Origin of the sequence: Alistipes sp. AF14-19, assembly GCF_003461645.1 — a bacterium.
Taxonomy (GTDB): Bacteria; Bacteroidota; Bacteroidia; order Bacteroidales; family Rikenellaceae; genus Alistipes; species Alistipes shahii.
Window position 1 is genome coordinate 70,067 of record NZ_QTXM01000001.1, and the last position, 17,003, is coordinate 87,069.

Consider the following 17,003-nt stretch of genomic DNA (forward strand, 5'->3'; position numbering starts at 1 on the left):
AATTAAGACGATGAAACTCAAACATATATTCTACACGGCCGCGGCCATGGCCATGCTTTCGTTTCAGGCATGCACGCTGGACGAAGACACATCGGGCATCTCGAATCCCGACGACTTCTTCCGCAAATTTTCGGAATGCCAGTCGGTCGTAAACGGATGCTACATTCCGATCAAGTCGATCTACACCTATACCTACATGATCGCCACCGAGTGTGTCACCGACATCGCCTACTGCCCGTCGGGAACGCTCGACGCCAGCCTGGACATCTCGCCCGCCGTGCCGCGCATGGGTTCGACGGTCTGGCGCAACGGCTACCTCGGCGTACAGCGCTGCAACTTCGCCGTCAACGGCATCGAGCGCGCCTATAAAAACGAGGTGATCAGCGAGGAGCAGTACCACCAGCTGCTTTGCGAAGCGAAAACCCTGCGGGCGTTCTTCTACTGGACGCTGACCTGCTTCTTCGGCAACGTTCCGTTCTATTTCGACGACGTTACGGACAACGAGGTTTTGAGCCGGATTCAGGTGCTGCCGCGCATGGACGCCAACGAGACCCGCAACAAGGTCATCGAAGACCTTCAGTCGATAGCTCCCCTCGCCGCCCAAACCCGCACCTACGACAACGAGGCCAATCGTCTGGGAGCCTCCTGCGCCTACATGCTCATCGCCAAGATGGCCATGTGGAACAAGCAGTGGGACGTGGCGCTGGACGCGCTGGAGCAGATCGAAACGATTTACGGTCCGCTGTCGCAGTACGACTACGCCGAGAATATCCTGTTCCGGAACAAGAACACCCCGGAGTCGATCATGGAAATTCAGCACACCTACACCCAGGGCGCCCTTACCTACACGTCCAACGTGGCCTGCATCTGCCAGCCCTACCCGCGTGCGGCCAATTCGGCGATCTACGACGGCGTGGAGATTCCCGAACTGGGCGACCAGGCGACCGTCTGGTCGGCGATGCGTCCGAACGTCTATTTCAGCCAGGGTCTCCAGTCCAAAATGGGCAAGGACATCCGCGCCAAGTACAACATGGCATGGGGATACGAGGACAAGACGTTCAACAGCACCAACACCCGCCCGTGGTGCGGACCGAAGTTCTGGTGTCCGAACATGCAGTCCTCGGCCGACGGCAACAACTACAAGGTCTTCCGCTATGCCGACGCGCTGCTGATGATGGCCGAGTGCTATTTCTATAAGGAAAACTACGAAAAGGCGGTCGAATACCTCGACATGACCCGCACGCGCGCCAATCTGTCCAAGTACACCTTCCGCACCCCCGCGCGCCTCGAGGAGGAGATCCGCAACGAGCGCGCCCGCGAGCTTTTCGGCGAATTCCAGCGCAAGTACGACCTGGTCCGCTGGGGTATCTGGTACGAAGCCGTAACGGACAACAGCGACTACGCCTATCTGCAACTCAACACGGCTAACAGCCGGATCAAACCGTGCCACCGCTACTACCCCATTCCCGACACGGAGGTCACCTACTCGAAGAACAACCTCGACAACAACGAATACAAGGCTTACGGCTTGTAATAATCCGAAACTTTCAGACGAATGAAAACAATATTCAATAAACAGAAAAGATCGGTCGCCGGCGTACTGATCGCCCTGACGGCCCTGACGACGGCCCTGACCGGCTGCCAGGAGGATTTCGAGCTGGACCTGCCTCTGGCGGTCTCGGCGCGCGAACTTTCCCTGACCAAGGATGCCGGTTCGACGCACGTGCTGGTCTACTCGAACGGCGACTGGACGGCGCGCTTCACGCGTCCCGTGAAGTGGGCCTCCCTCAACAAACTCCAGGGATACGGCAATAACGAAATCGTATTCACCTATTCGGCCAACTACGGCATTTCGAGAAAGATCGGCGTCGTGTTCGAGAAAGGTTCCCTGACCGATACGGTGATGTTCTCGCAGGCCGGAGCCATCACCGACGCTTCGCTCTCGTTCTCGAAACCGGCGGTTACGCTGCTGAAGTCCCGGTCGCAGATCTTCACGCCGATCAGCACCAACCTGCGCTACTGCATCGACGATCTGGAAGCCAGCGTCACCTATTACGACAACGACGGCCTGCCCAACGATCCCGTCACCGTCCTGACCCGCGCCGAAGAGGGCGAAGAGGGCGGCGAAGGCGAAGGCGGCGACGAACCGCAGGCGCAGCCCGTCGAACCGTGGATCTCCAACGTCTCGGCCACCTACAAGGGAATCACGTTCGAGGTCACGGACAACGACTCCGGATTCGCGCGCATCGCCGATCTGACCCTCTTCATCGAAGACGCCAAGGGCGAGATCACCAAATCGGTGCTCACCGTCACGCAGGGCATCGCCCTGCCGGCGCTCAAGCTGGACAGCAATGCCGAAACGTACGAAGGTTACGCCCAGGATTGCGCGGTTCCGGCCACGACCAACAACCTCGTGCCCTACTCCGACCAGATCGGTTACGACGTGGCGTACGACGTTCCCGTCGCGGAGGGCGCCGAGTGGATTCTGAAGCCCGCGATCACCGACGACGGCCTGACGTTCTCGCTGGCCAAAAACGAGGGTTCGGAGCCGCGCACCGCCACGATCCGGCTCAACTTCACCGACGAACACGGCAACTCCGTTTCGGCCTCGTGCAAAATCACCCAGAAGCCCTACCCGACCGCTGCCGATTTCGCCGCGGTGCGCGCCCTGACTCCGGGCGAGATCACGCTCCAGCAGTATATCGAAGGCTACATCGTCAGCGACCCCGACAGCAAGAACGTCGTTTCGAGTCCCCAGACCCAACAGTTCTTCTTCGACCGCGGCGAAAACGACCGGACGGCCTATATCGAGAGCCTCGACGGCAAGTGGGGCTTCTGCCTGAAATTCGCCTCCTCCGAAGACAACACGCCGGCCCGCTTCTCGAAGGTGCGCCTCTCCCTGAACGGGGCCACGCTCGAAAAGAAGAACTCCCCCGAGTGCTACACCATCACGGGACTTACTGCGGCCAACATCCTCGAAACCTCGACGCCCGACGAGTTCAAGATTCCGGTCAAGACGAAGACGATCGGCGAACTCACCGACGACGACATCTTCACGCTGGTGTCGGTCACCAACCTCGAAATCATGTGCAAGGACGGCGCCTACACCAACTGCACCGACGGCTATTCGTTCAAGGACAACATCAACCCGATCGGCACGGCTACCGCCCCGCGCTGGGACGTGGCCCCGCTGATGTGCTACGACAACACGGGCCGGACCATCTACATGCTGACCAATACGGCCGCTCCCTGGCGGCGTTTCAGCTCGGGCCGCGACCTGGATTTCAACTCCGTCGTACCGCAGGGTTCGGGCACGTTCCGCGGCATCGTCGTGGCTGACGACGTCGCCCCGATCCGCTTCGGCGACCTGGGCCGCTACCAGTTGCGCGCCATGACCGCCGAGGAGATCGCGCTGACCGACGAACCGTTCTCGAAAACCGTCGTCGAGTGGAACTGGAACGACCGCAAGACCGACCTCATACCGGAGATCGGCGAAGGCGAGATCAATAAATACGGCGCCACGCAGGGTGCCGCAGCGGACTTCAACAACGTCGTCTGCTCGGGCAAGGGAGGCGCCTCCTCCGAACAGAAAGGTCTGGTGGCAAACGGCGGCATCACGTTCACCCAGCAATGGTGGGATTTCGACGCCGACAAGGGCAAATACTTCGACATTTCGTTCTCCACGCAGGGAATCAGCGGTTCGAACATGGTCTTCGGCATCGTCTGGGGCCACGGCTCGATGAGCAACACGACCCTCTCCGGCCCGGCGCACTGGAACCTGCTCTATTCGGTCGACGGCGGAGCGACGTTCCAGGCCGTTCCCGACAGCCCGATCATCAAGAAGCGTTCGATCACGTGGTGGTCGACCACGTCGCAGGATTCGACCCCGGGCTTCACCGAGCACCTGCGCAAACTGCCCGCCGACTGCTTCGGCCGGGAGAAAGTGGTTCTGCGCTTGCAGGTGGCCGACAAGGTTACCGACATCGACCCCAAAGCCACGTCTTCGAACTACCTGACGGCGCTGGGCATCGAGAAGGGAACGCTGACGCCGTCCGTTGCGGCCGGTAACAGCCAGGCCCGTATCGGAACGATAACGGTACGCTACAACTAAACGAATTGCGGTCGCGCGGCGGATGCACCGTCCGCCGCGCACGGCCGGAACAAACAACAACGAATAAAACGTATAGAATATGAACTGTCGTAAATCGATATTTAAATTTTTAGGCATTGCGGCCGTATGCGCAGCCTCGGCGGCCTGCAGCGTCGACGACGCCGACGATCTGGCCCTGGTCAAACTGGGCGCGCTGAAGAAGGAGTTCGTCGTCGAAGCCGATGCGAATACGTTCGACATCGACATCTACGCCAACAGCGCCTTCCATATCGAGCGTATCAACCAGGCCGACTGGATCAGCCTGACCTGCGGTGAGACGGAGGACGGAAAGGGCGCCATCACCGCCGAATGCGAATTCAACGAAGGCTTCAAACGCAAAGCGGGCTTCGTGCTCTGCTCCGACGTGGACGCGCGCCGCGACACGGTCTACGTCAAGCAGAAGGCGCTCGTGGACGCCAAGATCGAGTTCGCCAACTCGTCCGTCATCGTCGCCGGAGCCGGCGGCGAGAACATCTCGCCGATCGAGACCAACATTCCCTTCTCGGAGATCACGGTCGACATCGAGTATGCCAAGGCCGACAACGCCGATTGGATCGAGAGTCTCGAAATCGTGGATTCCGAGAGCGAAAATCGCAGTCTGGCCATCACGACCGAGGCGAACGCCGCAGATGAAATCCCGCGTTCGGCTACCGTGTCGCTCTCCTTCACCGACGGCTGGGAGGAGACCGTCTCCGTCGAATTCAACCTCCTGCAGCGCACGGCGAAGGAGACCCTCGGACGTCAGATCACATTCGAGGAGTTCCGCCAAACGTATGCCATGAACAAGAAGGTCGAAGACTACGTCATCCTCGAAGGCATCGTGGTGAGCAACACCAAGAGCCACAATGCGGGCGAGAACACGCAAAGCACGACCGCAAAGATCGACTACAGCATATCGGAGCGGACCGTCTACCTCGAAACCTACGACGGCAAATACGGCATCGCCGTCCAGACCGCCACGGCCGAAGACAACGTCTTCGAACAGTACGACCACGTGCAGATTCTCATTCAGGGCGCCTCGGGCTACCTGGTCGAGACCCCCGACCGCTATGAACTGCGCAACGTCACCAAGGCGATGGTCATTTCGCGCATCGCGGGTTCGGCATCGGACGTTCCCGTGAAGGAGAAGTGGATGAGCCAGCTCACCGACGACGACATCTACACCTACGTCACCCTGAAGGACGTCGAGTTCCCCGTACGCAAAGGCGCAATCACGCCCATCAACGAGGGCTATGCGATCGGCACGGGCGCAAGCCGCATCAGCAAATACCCGCTGCTCGTGCGCGACATCAACGGCGATGACATGTACATGCTGACCAACACCAACTGCGCCTACCGCAGCGACGGCACGCGCCTGCCCTACGGCTCGGGCAAGATTTCGGGCGTCATCGTCCACGAGCGTTTCTCGCGTTTCGAATGGCGCGACGGAGCCGACCCGGCCGAAATGGACGACGATCCGACGCTCGGCTTCATCGGCCGCTACCAGATCCGCCACCAGACCAAGGGCGACATCTGGGACAACATGCAGAACAGCGTCGAAGACAGTTTCTCGGCCCTGCTGACGGAGTACCGCTACTGGAATCCCGACAAAGAGAACAAGGTCCAGAAACCCACCTACGGAACGAACGGCTACCTGACGCACACCTATCAGGAGAAGTACACCGGCTCCGCCAGCAAAGAGTACCTGCAGGCCACCTTCCAGCAGCACATGTGGGGCGGCGGAACCTACGAATACCTGGGTCCCGTCGGCAACAATGCCTCCTATATCTTCGGAGCCAACTTCGGCAACAAGAACGGCATCGGCGTAGTGATCGACCCCGCGAAGGAGAGCTGGAATCCGCTGATGGACGATCTGGTGAGCCGCAATCCCGACGGAACGCTGGAGTGGTGCGGTCCCTATGCCAAGGATAAAAACGCGGCAAACGGCACGGGTGGCTGGCCGGGCAACAATGAGATTGCGACGAATTCCACGCAAATCAACTACAACGGCAGCACGGGTATGCGCGGCAAGGGGAATGTATACGGTTCCTGCTACACCGCCTTCGCCAACCACTTCTGGTGGGACGACGACACCGACCGCCCCTACGCCTGGCTGATCAACTTCTCGACCGAAGGCATCACGACATCGCATATCTCGATGCAGATTTCCGTTATGAACACGCAGCAGAGCTTCTTCTCGCCCCGTTTCTGGTGTGCCGAATGGTCGCTGACCGATTCGCAGGCCGCAAAGGACGACTCGCAGTGGAATCTGATCGGCGAATACACCATCCCCGACGTTTCCGTCTGGGCGAACACGCTCTATTCGTCGTGCGTAGCCTACAAAAGCATCGACTTCGAGCTTCCCCAGGAGATTCTCGGCCACGAAAACGTCTACATCCGGCTTCGCCCGACGAGCGACCTCTGCAGCGACGGCTCCGACTACGCCAACGCGCGCCTGAACCAGAGCGCCAGCGGCGCTGCCCTGGCCGCGGAACACGCCAGCAGCCTCGAATATTTCGCCATCCGCTATAACAAATAGCGGCGTGTAACGAACGGTCGAAGCGGGGAGAGGACGACCGTCCTTTCCCCGCTTTTCCCGAAAGCCGTCCCATGCCGCAAACCGCAAAAACCGCAACCATGAAAAAACTGTTGCTTTTATTGGCCGCCCTGCTCGCAATATCCGCCGGCGGCATATGCTGTTCGGGTTCGGGCGACGATCCCGGAGAACAGGAAAAACCCGTCGATCCGCCCCCTTCGCCCGACGACGGCGTCGACTGGTCGAAGATCGACCCGAAAGCCACCGTGCGCGGGGTCGTGACGTGCGCCGGCGCCGCCGTGCAGGGCGTCGTCGTGACCGACGGCGTGAACATGACGCGCACGAACAAACAGGGGGCCTACGGGCTGCGCACGTCGTCCGACAAGTCGAAACTGGTCTACCTGACCGTCCCGTCGGGTTACGAGGTCGAATCCACGCGTGGGTTCATCCCCCGCTTCTACCGCAGGGTCACCGCTCCCACGAGCGTGGAGCAGGTGCAGCGGCACGACTTCACGCTGAAAAAGGTGAACAACGACCGCCACATTATGATCGTGTCGGCCGACATGCATATCCGCAACCGGGCGATGATCAAGACCACATCGTCGGCCACGCCGTCGATCTGTCCCCCGAAGGGCGAACTGGACTCCACGACGTTCCGCCGCACCTACCTCAAGACGCTGCGCGACTACGTCAAAGCCCTGCCCGCAGGCGTGCCGGTCTACGGCATGAATCTGGGCGACATGACGCAGGAGTCGCACTGGACCAACGCCAACAAGGCGACGCTGGCCAATTTCGTCAACGTCTGCGAACGCGGGGGCATGCCGATCCAGACCTTCCACGCCATCGGCAACCACGACCACGACATGGCCGTGCAGAACATCGCCGGCGACGACGACTCGGCGGCCGAACTGGCCTATATCTCCGCGCTCGGGCCGACATACTACGCCGTCAACATCGGCAAGGTGCACTACGTCGTGTTCGACAATACGCAGTATGTCAACACCGGCGGCGACCGGTCATTCGCCGTCCGCCTCAACCGGCGTCAGATGGACTGGGCGCAGAAGGACGCCGACTACATGCCGTCGGACGTCGAGCGCATCGTAATCGCGTGGCATTGCCCGGCCTTCCGCCGCAACCCGGGGGCCTCGTCGCCCAACCCGATGGACAACGCCGACGAATTGCTCGACATCTACAAGGACAAGCAGCTGCCTGTCACGATCTGGTCGGGGCACAACCACATCGCCGAAACGGTCACCGTACCGCGCAGCGACATGAGCGTGACCGAGTACACGCACCCGTGCGTATGCGGCGCATGGTGGTATTTCCCGCTCTGCCACGACGGCGCCCCGGCGACATTCACCCGTTACGATTTCAGCGGCGGAACGATCACGGAGCGGCGGAGCGTGAATTTCAGCGACAGCGACGAGCAATACTGCCGGGTCTACAACTCGGGGCTGAAAAACGCCGAAGGCAGGCCGGTCGTGCGCCTCAACGTCTGGGACTGGCATCCGACGTGGAAATTCGAATGCCGCGAAAACGGAGCCGCGGTTCCCGCCTCGCAGCTGAAGGCGGTCCGGGAGTACGACGACTATTACGTCACGGTCCACGACGCCTGCGGCAACGACATCTCCTCGTTCAGCTTCCTCGACAAATACCGCACCGACCACATGCTCGAATACACGCCCGTAACGCCGTCCGCCGAGATCCGGATAACCGCCACCGACGAATACGGCCGCCAGCTCTTCACCGTCACCACCAAGGCGGAGAACTGACCGGACGCAATCCGGCCTGTAACGAAGCGTCCCGGAGCGAATGCTCCGGGACGCTTTTCAATCATCGGGCAATCCCTACTTCGTCACACAGATATCGTCGATGAACCAGCGCGAGAACTCGCCCGAAGCGGGTTCGCTCGTAAAGCGCAGGGCCGTGGAGGCCGTCGCGCCGTCGATCGTCAGCGAATAGGTGTTGAACGCATCGGTCGCCAGTCCCGACACGACCTTCTTCGTCGCGCCGTCGATCGTTCCGCCGCCGATCACCTCGACGACGATCTCCGTCAGATCGCCCTTCTTGTCCTTGGGTTCGGTCGCCTTACCCTTGGGGCGATCCGAACAGGTCTTGTAGGCCATCGCGCGGAAAGAGAGGTTCAGATCGCCCGTTGCGTTCAGCGCCGGCGTGAGCAGTGCCCCCGCCTTATTCTCATACTCTGCCCGCTTCACGGCCTGCGACTCGACATAACCGATCTGGGCATAACCCGGACGCTGATGAACGTTGGTGCCCGAAAGTCCGTTTTTCAGCACGGCGTCCCATTCCGAGATGTCGCTGCCGCAATAGTTCAGCATGGCAGCCAACTTATCGCCGTAGAGGTAGTCCAACCCTTCGGTCAACCCGTCGAAAGGCTCGAAATAAACCGCTCCGACCGGTTTCGGTGTACTGAATTTCGGCACGGCCTCAATCGCGACGCACGAATGCAGGCGCGAATCCGAATTGTATCCAGCCGTACCGCCGTTGCAACTGACGTTGTCTGTCGGATAAAGTTTCAGTAGCAGCGTCTGGCCCTTCATCAGCCGCAACTGCGGCGTCAGGGTCACCGTAAAATAATAGAAATAGCCGCTGCTCGCAATCGCCCCGGGAATCGAGATGGCTGTCGAGCCGTCGGAGGGAGTGACGTACTCCGTGCCGTCGGTCGAATAGGCCACCGCCCAGTTCTTCGGAGCGCCGCCCGTTCCCGACATACCGAATGAGATGCGGAACGATGCAGGCATATCCTCGGCCAAAGGCACGGTCAGCAGGAAATAGGAGTCCTGACCGTAAACCATCGACTTGGCCGGAATGTTGTCATGCGCGGCCTCATCGGCCCAGTGCGTCAGCCGGAAATGGCTGCTGTTCGACGTCGGGGCCACCTTTGCCGTCAGCACGACGCATTTGGTGACATCCTTGTCCTCGACCTTGAAGTCTGCCCCCAATTTGTCGAACGTGCCATCGGTCACCGTCACGTACTTGCAATCCTTGTTGGCCTGCGAGGCGGCGTAGAACGAGAAGACATAGGGCAGCCTGATTCCAACCTGGGCGCCGAAGCGCAGCCCGGTGAGTTCCTTGTCCCCGGCCGTGCAGGGGCGGATCGCATAGGCGCCGTCCTGCGGCACAACGATTCCCTTGAGCACTCCGCTACCCGTCGGCGCAGGATCAATGCCAAACGAGGAAGCCTGCGAAGCCACCAGCCGGAAACGGTTGTTGTCGGGGTCCTGCATCGACAGATCGTCCTTGAGCGTTATACCGTTCAGCGAACCGCCTTCCGGCACGTAGACCTGGGAATAAATGCCTGCATACATCGACTCGTAGGCTCCCGACCGAAGCTCCTCGTAGGTGATCTTCAAGGCTTCGATCTTCACCTGCGTCGTCTCCGTGCGGCTCACCTTGTCGTCCGCGGCGGGTTTCACCTCCATCACGCCGGTTTCGGGATTCACCCCGACGACCGCCCCCTTCAGGTCGATCTCCAGCTCCTCGCCCGGCTTGCGGTAGAGCACCTCGTCGGTGCGGAGCGTAATGCCGCAGTTGGCTTTCAGGGCGCTCTGGAGCGCGATGCAGTTGTCGTAATAGTTATTGTCCTGGACGCTCGACACCACGATTCCGCGCATCTTCACGTCCTGCGTCACGGAGTAGTCGCCGTCGGCGGCCAGTTTCCGCAGATCGGGGATCGAGAGATACCCCTCGGCCGTCGCCGAAGCCTGCACGAAGGACAACTCCTCCACGACCGCGGCATTCCGTTTGGCCGCAACGCGTATCGTCAGCGCACGGGAGCCGGAAGTATTGTTTTCGGCAATGGACACCGCCACGGTCGCCATGCCCGTGGCCTCGGTCTGCGAGAGTTCGGCCCACGAGGTGTCGTCGCCCGCGACGGAGATCGTCCAGTCGCAGTTGGCCTCGACGTCGAACGAGAGCGTCGTGGCGAACGACGGCGCGAGAATCGCGTGCGTGTTCAGCGCTACCCGCTGCATCGGCAGCGCCACGTCGTCCTTGCACGCTCCGGCCGCGAGCAGCAGCGCGAAGGCCGCCGCCGCCCGGAAAAAGCTATTCAAGAGTCTGTTTTTCATAATCGCTTACTTTTTGAGGTCTACCAGTACGGGAAGGTGGTCGGAGACCGTCATCACGTTGATCTCCTCGTACGAGGGCACGGCGGTGCGCAGCACCTCGTACGACGGCGAATTGCCCGTGTAGACGAGCACATAGTCGATGCGCGACGGCGAAGAGGTGTTCACGAAGGTATTGGCCGAGGTGCTGATGATCTTCCACGATTCGAGCGCCGCTGCCGGAAGCTTCGACGTGTTGAGGTCCCCCGCCAGGTAGATCGGCTTGGTATAGGCGGCGTAGTTGGCGGCGATATACTCGGTTATGATCTCGAACGACCGCTGGCGGTTCTCATCGCTCTGGTGGCAGAAGTGCGTGGCGATGAAGATGTAGCCGTCGAACTCCGCGAGGAAGAACTTCCGCGCCTCGGTTCCCGGCAGATCGCCCGCATAGGTGTTTTTAGGCGCCGTCTTGCAGAGGATGCCGATGCCGTAGTCGCCGCCGCGGTAGCTGATCGTCTTGCAGTAGTAGGGCCGCATCCCCGTGCGGTCGGCCAGTTCCTGCAACTGGTCGGTCTGATGCCACGTGGTGTTCTTGTCCAGTTCCTGCAACGCGATCACGTCGGGGTCCATCAGCGAGATGACCTTGGCCGTGTTGTTGTAGTTCGCGCGGTCGGTCCCGGAGTTCTGGGTCCATCCCTCGCAGCGGTGGGTGTTGTAGGTCGCCAGCCGCACCGAGTTGGGCAGGCGGTCGTAACCCTGTCCGTCGTAGGGATTGTCGGGTGCGTCGGAGGTCATGTCCCCGAAATCGAAGTCGGAGTTGTCGCCCTCCAGCCCGGAGCAGGCCGCCCCGGACAACGCCAGGCAGCAGCCGGAGAAGGCGAGCAGTATGAATCGCTTGATTTTCATAATCATTCTTTTTTTCAGGTTAGAAATTCAGGCCGTCGTTCCAGCCGGGGTTCTGCGTAATGGCGCCCTGGGTCAGCACCCGGTCGTCGGTGGGCACGGGATAGAGGTAATCGCGCTCCTCGTTCCACGAACGGGCGTAATCCGTATGGATAATGATGTAGCCGCTGTCGCCCCCGCTCAAGAAGATCTCCTTGTTCAGTTCGTAGACCGCCGGGGCCGAGGTCGCGGGCTTCGAGCCGGACCAGATGCAGACGTCGTCCACGCCGTCGTTGTTCAGGTCGTAGGACCCCGTGCCGGGGAAATACAGCCCCGTGAAGGGTTTTTCGAAACGCTTGCCCTCCTTCCAGCGCATGATGTCCCAGTAGCGGAGGTTCTCCATCAGCAGTTCGACGGTGCGTTCGCGGCGGATTTCGAGGATCACGCCCTTGTTGTCGCCCGTCACGTTGGCATAGCCGGTCTCCGGCGAAGCCAGATAGGGGTCGGGCGAAGCGTTGGCCTTCGTGAGCGAGAGGTTGGCGACGCCCGCACGGTCGCGCAGCGGCTTGATCGCAAGGTCGATGTCTTCCTGCGTGAGGGTTCCCAGCTCGGCCTTGGCCTCGGCGTAGTTGAGCATCACCTCGGCGGCGCGCAGCAGCGGCAGGTCGTTCGTCGAAGCGTTGTACGAATCGTACTTGGCCGACTGGAGGTACTTCACCAGCTGGTATCCGGTCATCGTCGCCGCAAGGTTCGGGGCCGACAGCGCCGTGTCGTCGATGCGCTTGTACCCGGGCGTGCGGACCGTCTGTGCGAAGCGGCCGTCCCGGTTTTTGCTCTCCTCGGGGAGCTGCATCGTCTCCCAGCCGGGCTGCGAGGTGAAGGGTGTGCCGTCCTTCATCAGATACATGTTGGCGATGTTCTTCAGCAGGCCGGGGCGTCCCATCGTGATGCTCGTGAGGTAGCCGTTGACGTCGTGCTTCAGACCGATAGCCGTGTTGTAGGCCCGGGCGAGCACGATTTCGGTGTCGAGGGCCTTGAGCGACGAGAAAAGGTTGAGATACGGCGTCGTTCCCGTCGTGTAGACCGAGTATCCGCTCTCGTCGATGAAGCGCTTCGACGCCGTCGCGCAGGCCGTGAGATAGCTTTCCCAGTCCTTCAGCCCGTGATACTTGCGGAAGGTTCCCTCGAACAGGCAGACGCGGCTCTTGAGCGCCAGCGCCGCCCAGCGCGTCACGCGGTAGACCGACCTTTCGACGGGCAGGTTGGTAACGGCGAAATCGAGGTCTTCGATCACCTTCTGCATCACCATCTCGCGCGGATCGCGGCCCTTTTCGAAGAGCAGCGGGTCGCCGGCGTCGATCGGACGGTCGACCCAGGGCACGTCGCCGTAATGCTTCACCTTCTCGAAGTAGAACCACGCCCGGAAGAAGCGCGCCACGCCCTCGTACTCGAGCCGCACGTGCTCGTCGGCACAGTTGGAGGAGTATTGGAGGAAGAAATTGATGTCGCGCAGCTTCTCCCACTTCCAGGAGCCAGCCGTCGCGGGCACGGTGCGGTTGCCCAGCACCTCGCTCGTGAGCGTGGTCTTGGCGATGATGTCGGCCGTCTCGCCGTAGATGGTCCCGGCGGAGGGAAACATCGTGTAGAAATCGTTGGTGTAGAGCTGGCACTCCTCCTCCGTGTGGAAGAAGTTATCGGGAGTGAGCCGGTCCTTCGGGTAGCGGTCGAGCGCGTCCTCGCAGCTGCAAAGTCCGCACGCCGCCACACCGGTCAGTATATAAAGAATGTATTTTTTCATAACGGCAATCGCTTTAGAAGGTTAAGTTCAGACCCACGGAATAGGTCCTGCACCAGGGATAGACGTTCGACTTCTTGTCCGAATCGGCGGCAGCCTGCTCGGGATCGAGGAAATCGTTTTTCAGGGCGCTCCACGTGGCGAGGTTCTCGCCGCTGAAGTAGACACGGCACTCCTTGATGCCGACCTTCGAGGTCAGCCGCTTGGGAATCGTGTAGCCGAGGGTGAGGTTTTTCAGCCGGCAGTAGGCCAGATTTTGCAGGTAACGGTCGTTGGTATAGTAGGCCGTGCCCTGCGTCGAGTTGAGCGACGTATAGGCGCGGGCGCGCGGGAGATAGGCGTCGGGATTGCTCTCGCTCCACACCTGACTCATAAAATTTTTCGGAATGAAGGTCGCATAGGGACGGCTGTACGGCCCCCAGAAGCGCAGGTTGTCCGCGCCGGGATACCAGTCGAGCCGGCCGATGCCCTGCATGAACACCGAGAGGTCGAATCCGTACCACGAAAGGTTGAGCGTGAGTCCGTATTGGTAGCGGGGCGACGAGTTGCCGATCACGCGGCGGTCTCCCGGGTCTTCCAGCGTTCCCTTGCCGCCGTCGACGATACCGCTTCCGTCCAGGTCGAGGTACTTGATGTCGCCTCCGCGAACGCCCTTTCCATAGGCTCCCGTCGCGGAATAATATCCTGCGGCGACCTTCGAAAGGTCCACGCGCGAAGCGTACTCGGCGGCCTCCTCGTCGTTGCGGAACAGCCCGTCGACCTTATAGCCCCAGATTTCGCCGTACTTCTTGCCCACATAAGGGTCTCCGATCAGCCCCGAGGGGTTGTCGCACTTGGTGTACTCGGCCGTGTAGTCCGAGAACGTCCCCGTGATGCCGTAGCTGAAGGTGCTTCCGGCGAGTTTGAACGAGTCGCGCCAGCCCAGCACCAGTTCGTAACCTTTCGTACGGAGGTTGTTCGAGTTGACCTGCGGTTCGTTGGCGCCGTAGATCGAGGGCAGCGACTTGCCCTTGCCCAGGATGCCCTTCGTGTCGCGGATGTAGAAATCGGCCGTCAGCGAGAGACGGTTGCTGAACATGTTGAGATCCGCGCCGAGGTTCTTCGAGATGACCTTCTCCCAGGTCTGGTTGCCCGATACGGGATCGCTCACCGTGGCGTGCTGGCCGAGAATCGTACCGTCGAACGAATAGTCGCCCATCGAGCCCTTGGTCGTGATGGTCTGGATGAAGTCGTAGTAACCGATCTGCTGGTTGCCGAGCGAACCGTACGAAAGTCGGATCTTGAGGTTGTCGACCGTCTTGCGCAGCGGTTCGAAGAACGCCTCCTCGCTGATGCGGTATGCCGCCGAGAACGAGGGGAAGAAGCCGTAACGCTTGCCGCGCGGGAAACGCGACGTACCGTCGTAGCGTCCGTTGACTTCGGCCAGGTACTTGCCCTTGTAATCGTAAGCCGCGCGGTAGAACCAGCCCATGATGGCGTATTCGTTGCGGCCTCCGTTGAGCGTGAAGTTGGTCGTGCCCTTGGCGAGGTTGAAGTCCGAGAGGTCCTCGGACAGCAGTCCGTCGTTGGCCGCCGTGAGGTCGCGGTAATACTTGGCCTCGTAGTTGTAACCGGCGATCAGCGTCAGGTTGTGCTTCTCGCTGAAGGTCTTGTTGTAGGTTCCGTAGACGTCGGCCACATAGTAGTTCTGGTCCCAGACGACCTCCTTGTACTTGTTGGGGAAGCTTCCTTCGGGTTCGGTCATCACCTCGCCCGGATACTGCGAATACTGGACATTGACGCTGCGGTAGTCGTTGTGGAGGTATCCCTGCGTATAGCTGAAGTCGGCCTTTACGTTGAAGTTTTTGTGCAGTTTGAACGTGGCTTCGAACGTCGTGGTGATCTCCTGCGTCTTCTTGTTGCCGAAGCTCTTGCCCTTCTGCATCATGGCGCTGTAACCGTCCATCAGGTAGTGGGTCGACGACTGGGTCATCGAGGTGTGCGACACGGCCGTACCGTCGGGATTCACCGGCACGAACGACGCCAGGGCGTGCAGCGTGGGTTTGCGGAAGTTGTTATACTCGTCCTCGTAACCGTAATACTTGTAGTTCGACTGGAAGAACTTGGTGTTGCTGGCGATGGTCAGCCAGGGTTTGATCTCGGCCTGGAGCTTCACGCGGAAGTTGTAGGACTTAAACATGTCCGGCTCGATGCGGTTGACGCCCTTCTGCTGGTAATAGCGTCCGCTGACCATGTAGGAGAGCGCCTTGGTTCCGCCCTTGATGTTGATGTTGTGGTCCCACGTCGGGCGGCTGTCGTCGTAGAGGTAGTTGTACCAGTCGAAGTTGGCCAGATAGACGTACTGCTGACGGCCGTTGCGCCTGTCGGTGACGACCCACGGACGCGCCGGGTTCTCGGTCTTGTCGTTGCGCCGCTCCCAGAGAGCCTTGTAGTCGGCCTCGGTGTAGGAGGTGTAGGGGGTGTTCTGCGTGGCCATCATAAAGAAGTCGGCGATCTTGGCCGAGTAGTATCCGCGCGTCTCGTAGTCGGTCGAGGTCGTGGGGCTGGAGACGGAGAAATAGCCGTTGTACGACACTTCGGCCTTCTCGTTGTACTTGCCGCTCTTGGTGGTGATCAGGATGACGCCGAAGGCTCCGCGTGCGCCGTAGATGGCGGCGGACGAAGCGTCCTTCAGGACCGTGATCGACTCGATGTCGTTCGAGTTGATGCGGTCGGGATAGGTCTCGACGCCGTCGATCAGCACCAGGGGGCTGCCGCCGTTGGGCGAGGTCGTACCGCGGATGTTGTAGGTCGCTCCGGCTCCGGGCTGTCCCGACGAGAGCGTCACGTTGAGGTTGGGGATCACGCCCTGCAAGGCGCGGCCCACGTTCGACACGGGACGGTCTTTCAGCTCCTTCTGCGACACGGTGGCCACGGCTCCCGTGAGGTTGGCCTTCTTCTGCACGCCGTATCCCACCACGACCACCTCGTCGATGCTCTGCTGGGCGTAGGTCAGCACCACGTCGAAGAACGTGCGGCTTCCGACCGCCGATTTGTAGGTGTCGAAGCCGATGAACGACACTTCGAGCATGGCTTCGGCCGTAAGCGCCGGGAGGGTGAGCGTGAAGCTGCCGTTCATGTCGGTCGATATGCCCCGGGTCTGCCCGGCATCGGTCACGAGGACCGTGGCGCCGATCACGGGCGCGCCCTTCTCGTCCTTGACGACGCCCTTCACCGTCTGGCGCTGGGGCGCGGCGTCCTTGACGAGGATGATCCTCCGGTTCTCGAAACGGCACGAACAGTCGGGCAGCATCTGCCGCACCACCTCGGACACGGGCTTGCGCACGGCCGCGACGGACACGATCCGCTTGAGGTCGAAGTCGCCGTTATTGTAGAAAAACGTGTAATTGGTCAGTCGCTCTATCTCTTTCAAAACCTGTTCGACAGAGACGTTTTCCTTGGCAATGCTAACCGTGGGGGGGGGAGTTTGCGCCCGTCCTCCCGTGGTCAGAAAAAGCAATAGCAGGGCTGCACCAAGGATTTTAGCTTGGATAAGTTTACGCATGGGTTTGTAATTTAGGTAATGGTCGAAACGGCCGGAACGGATTCTGCGTT

At 60.7% G+C, this 17,003-nt stretch carries 8 protein-coding genes; 4 read left to right on the plus strand and 4 right to left on the minus strand.

Features of this window, described 5'->3' with window-relative positions; genetic code table 11:
* Positions 1-10: 10 nt before the first annotated feature.
* The 4 genes from DWW03_RS00255 to DWW03_RS00270 all read left to right on the plus strand — a co-directional run bounded on the left by DWW03_RS00255 (position 11) and on the right by DWW03_RS00270 (position 8,437).
* Positions 11-1,534, plus strand: a complete 1,524-nt coding sequence (locus DWW03_RS00255) for a RagB/SusD family nutrient uptake outer membrane protein (RefSeq protein WP_015547617.1) — start codon at positions 11-13, stop codon at positions 1,532-1,534.
* Positions 1,535-1,555: 21 nt separating this feature from the next.
* A complete protein-coding gene (locus DWW03_RS00260) occupies positions 1,556-4,111 on the plus strand; it encodes a BACON domain-containing protein (protein WP_022062053.1) in 2,556 nt (851 codons plus the stop codon).
* Positions 4,112-4,190: 79 nt separating this feature from the next.
* A complete protein-coding gene (locus DWW03_RS00265; RefSeq protein ID WP_022062052.1) occupies positions 4,191-6,668 on the plus strand; it encodes a DUF5689 domain-containing protein in 2,478 nt (825 codons plus the stop codon).
* Between the two features lie 98 nt (positions 6,669-6,766).
* Positions 6,767-8,437: a metallophosphoesterase N-terminal domain-containing protein gene (locus DWW03_RS00270; protein ID WP_022062051.1), complete on the plus strand. Its 1,671-nt coding sequence runs from the start codon at positions 6,767-6,769 to the stop codon at positions 8,435-8,437.
* A gap of 75 nt (positions 8,438-8,512) precedes the next feature.
* Here DWW03_RS00270 and DWW03_RS00275 read toward each other — a convergent pair whose 3' ends face one another.
* The 4 genes from DWW03_RS00275 to DWW03_RS00290 are packed head-to-tail and all read right to left on the minus strand — an operon-like array spanning position 8,513 to position 16,953.
* Positions 8,513-10,756, minus strand: coding sequence for a DUF5689 domain-containing protein (locus DWW03_RS00275; protein ID WP_022062050.1), 2,244 nt, complete (start codon positions 10,754-10,756; stop codon positions 8,513-8,515).
* 6 nt (positions 10,757-10,762) lie between these two features.
* Positions 10,763-11,638 (minus strand): endonuclease/exonuclease/phosphatase family protein, encoded by an 876-nt coding sequence (locus DWW03_RS00280; protein WP_015547613.1) that lies wholly within the window; start codon positions 11,636-11,638, stop codon positions 10,763-10,765.
* A 19-nt stretch (positions 11,639-11,657) separates the two neighbouring features.
* Positions 11,658-13,412: a RagB/SusD family nutrient uptake outer membrane protein gene (locus tag DWW03_RS00285; RefSeq protein ID WP_022062049.1), complete on the minus strand. Its 1,755-nt coding sequence runs from the start codon at positions 13,410-13,412 to the stop codon at positions 11,658-11,660.
* Positions 13,413-13,425: 13 nt separating this feature from the next.
* A complete protein-coding gene (locus tag DWW03_RS00290; RefSeq protein ID WP_022062048.1) occupies positions 13,426-16,953 on the minus strand; it encodes a SusC/RagA family TonB-linked outer membrane protein in 3,528 nt (1,175 codons plus the stop codon).
* Positions 16,954-17,003 lie beyond the last annotated feature (50 nt).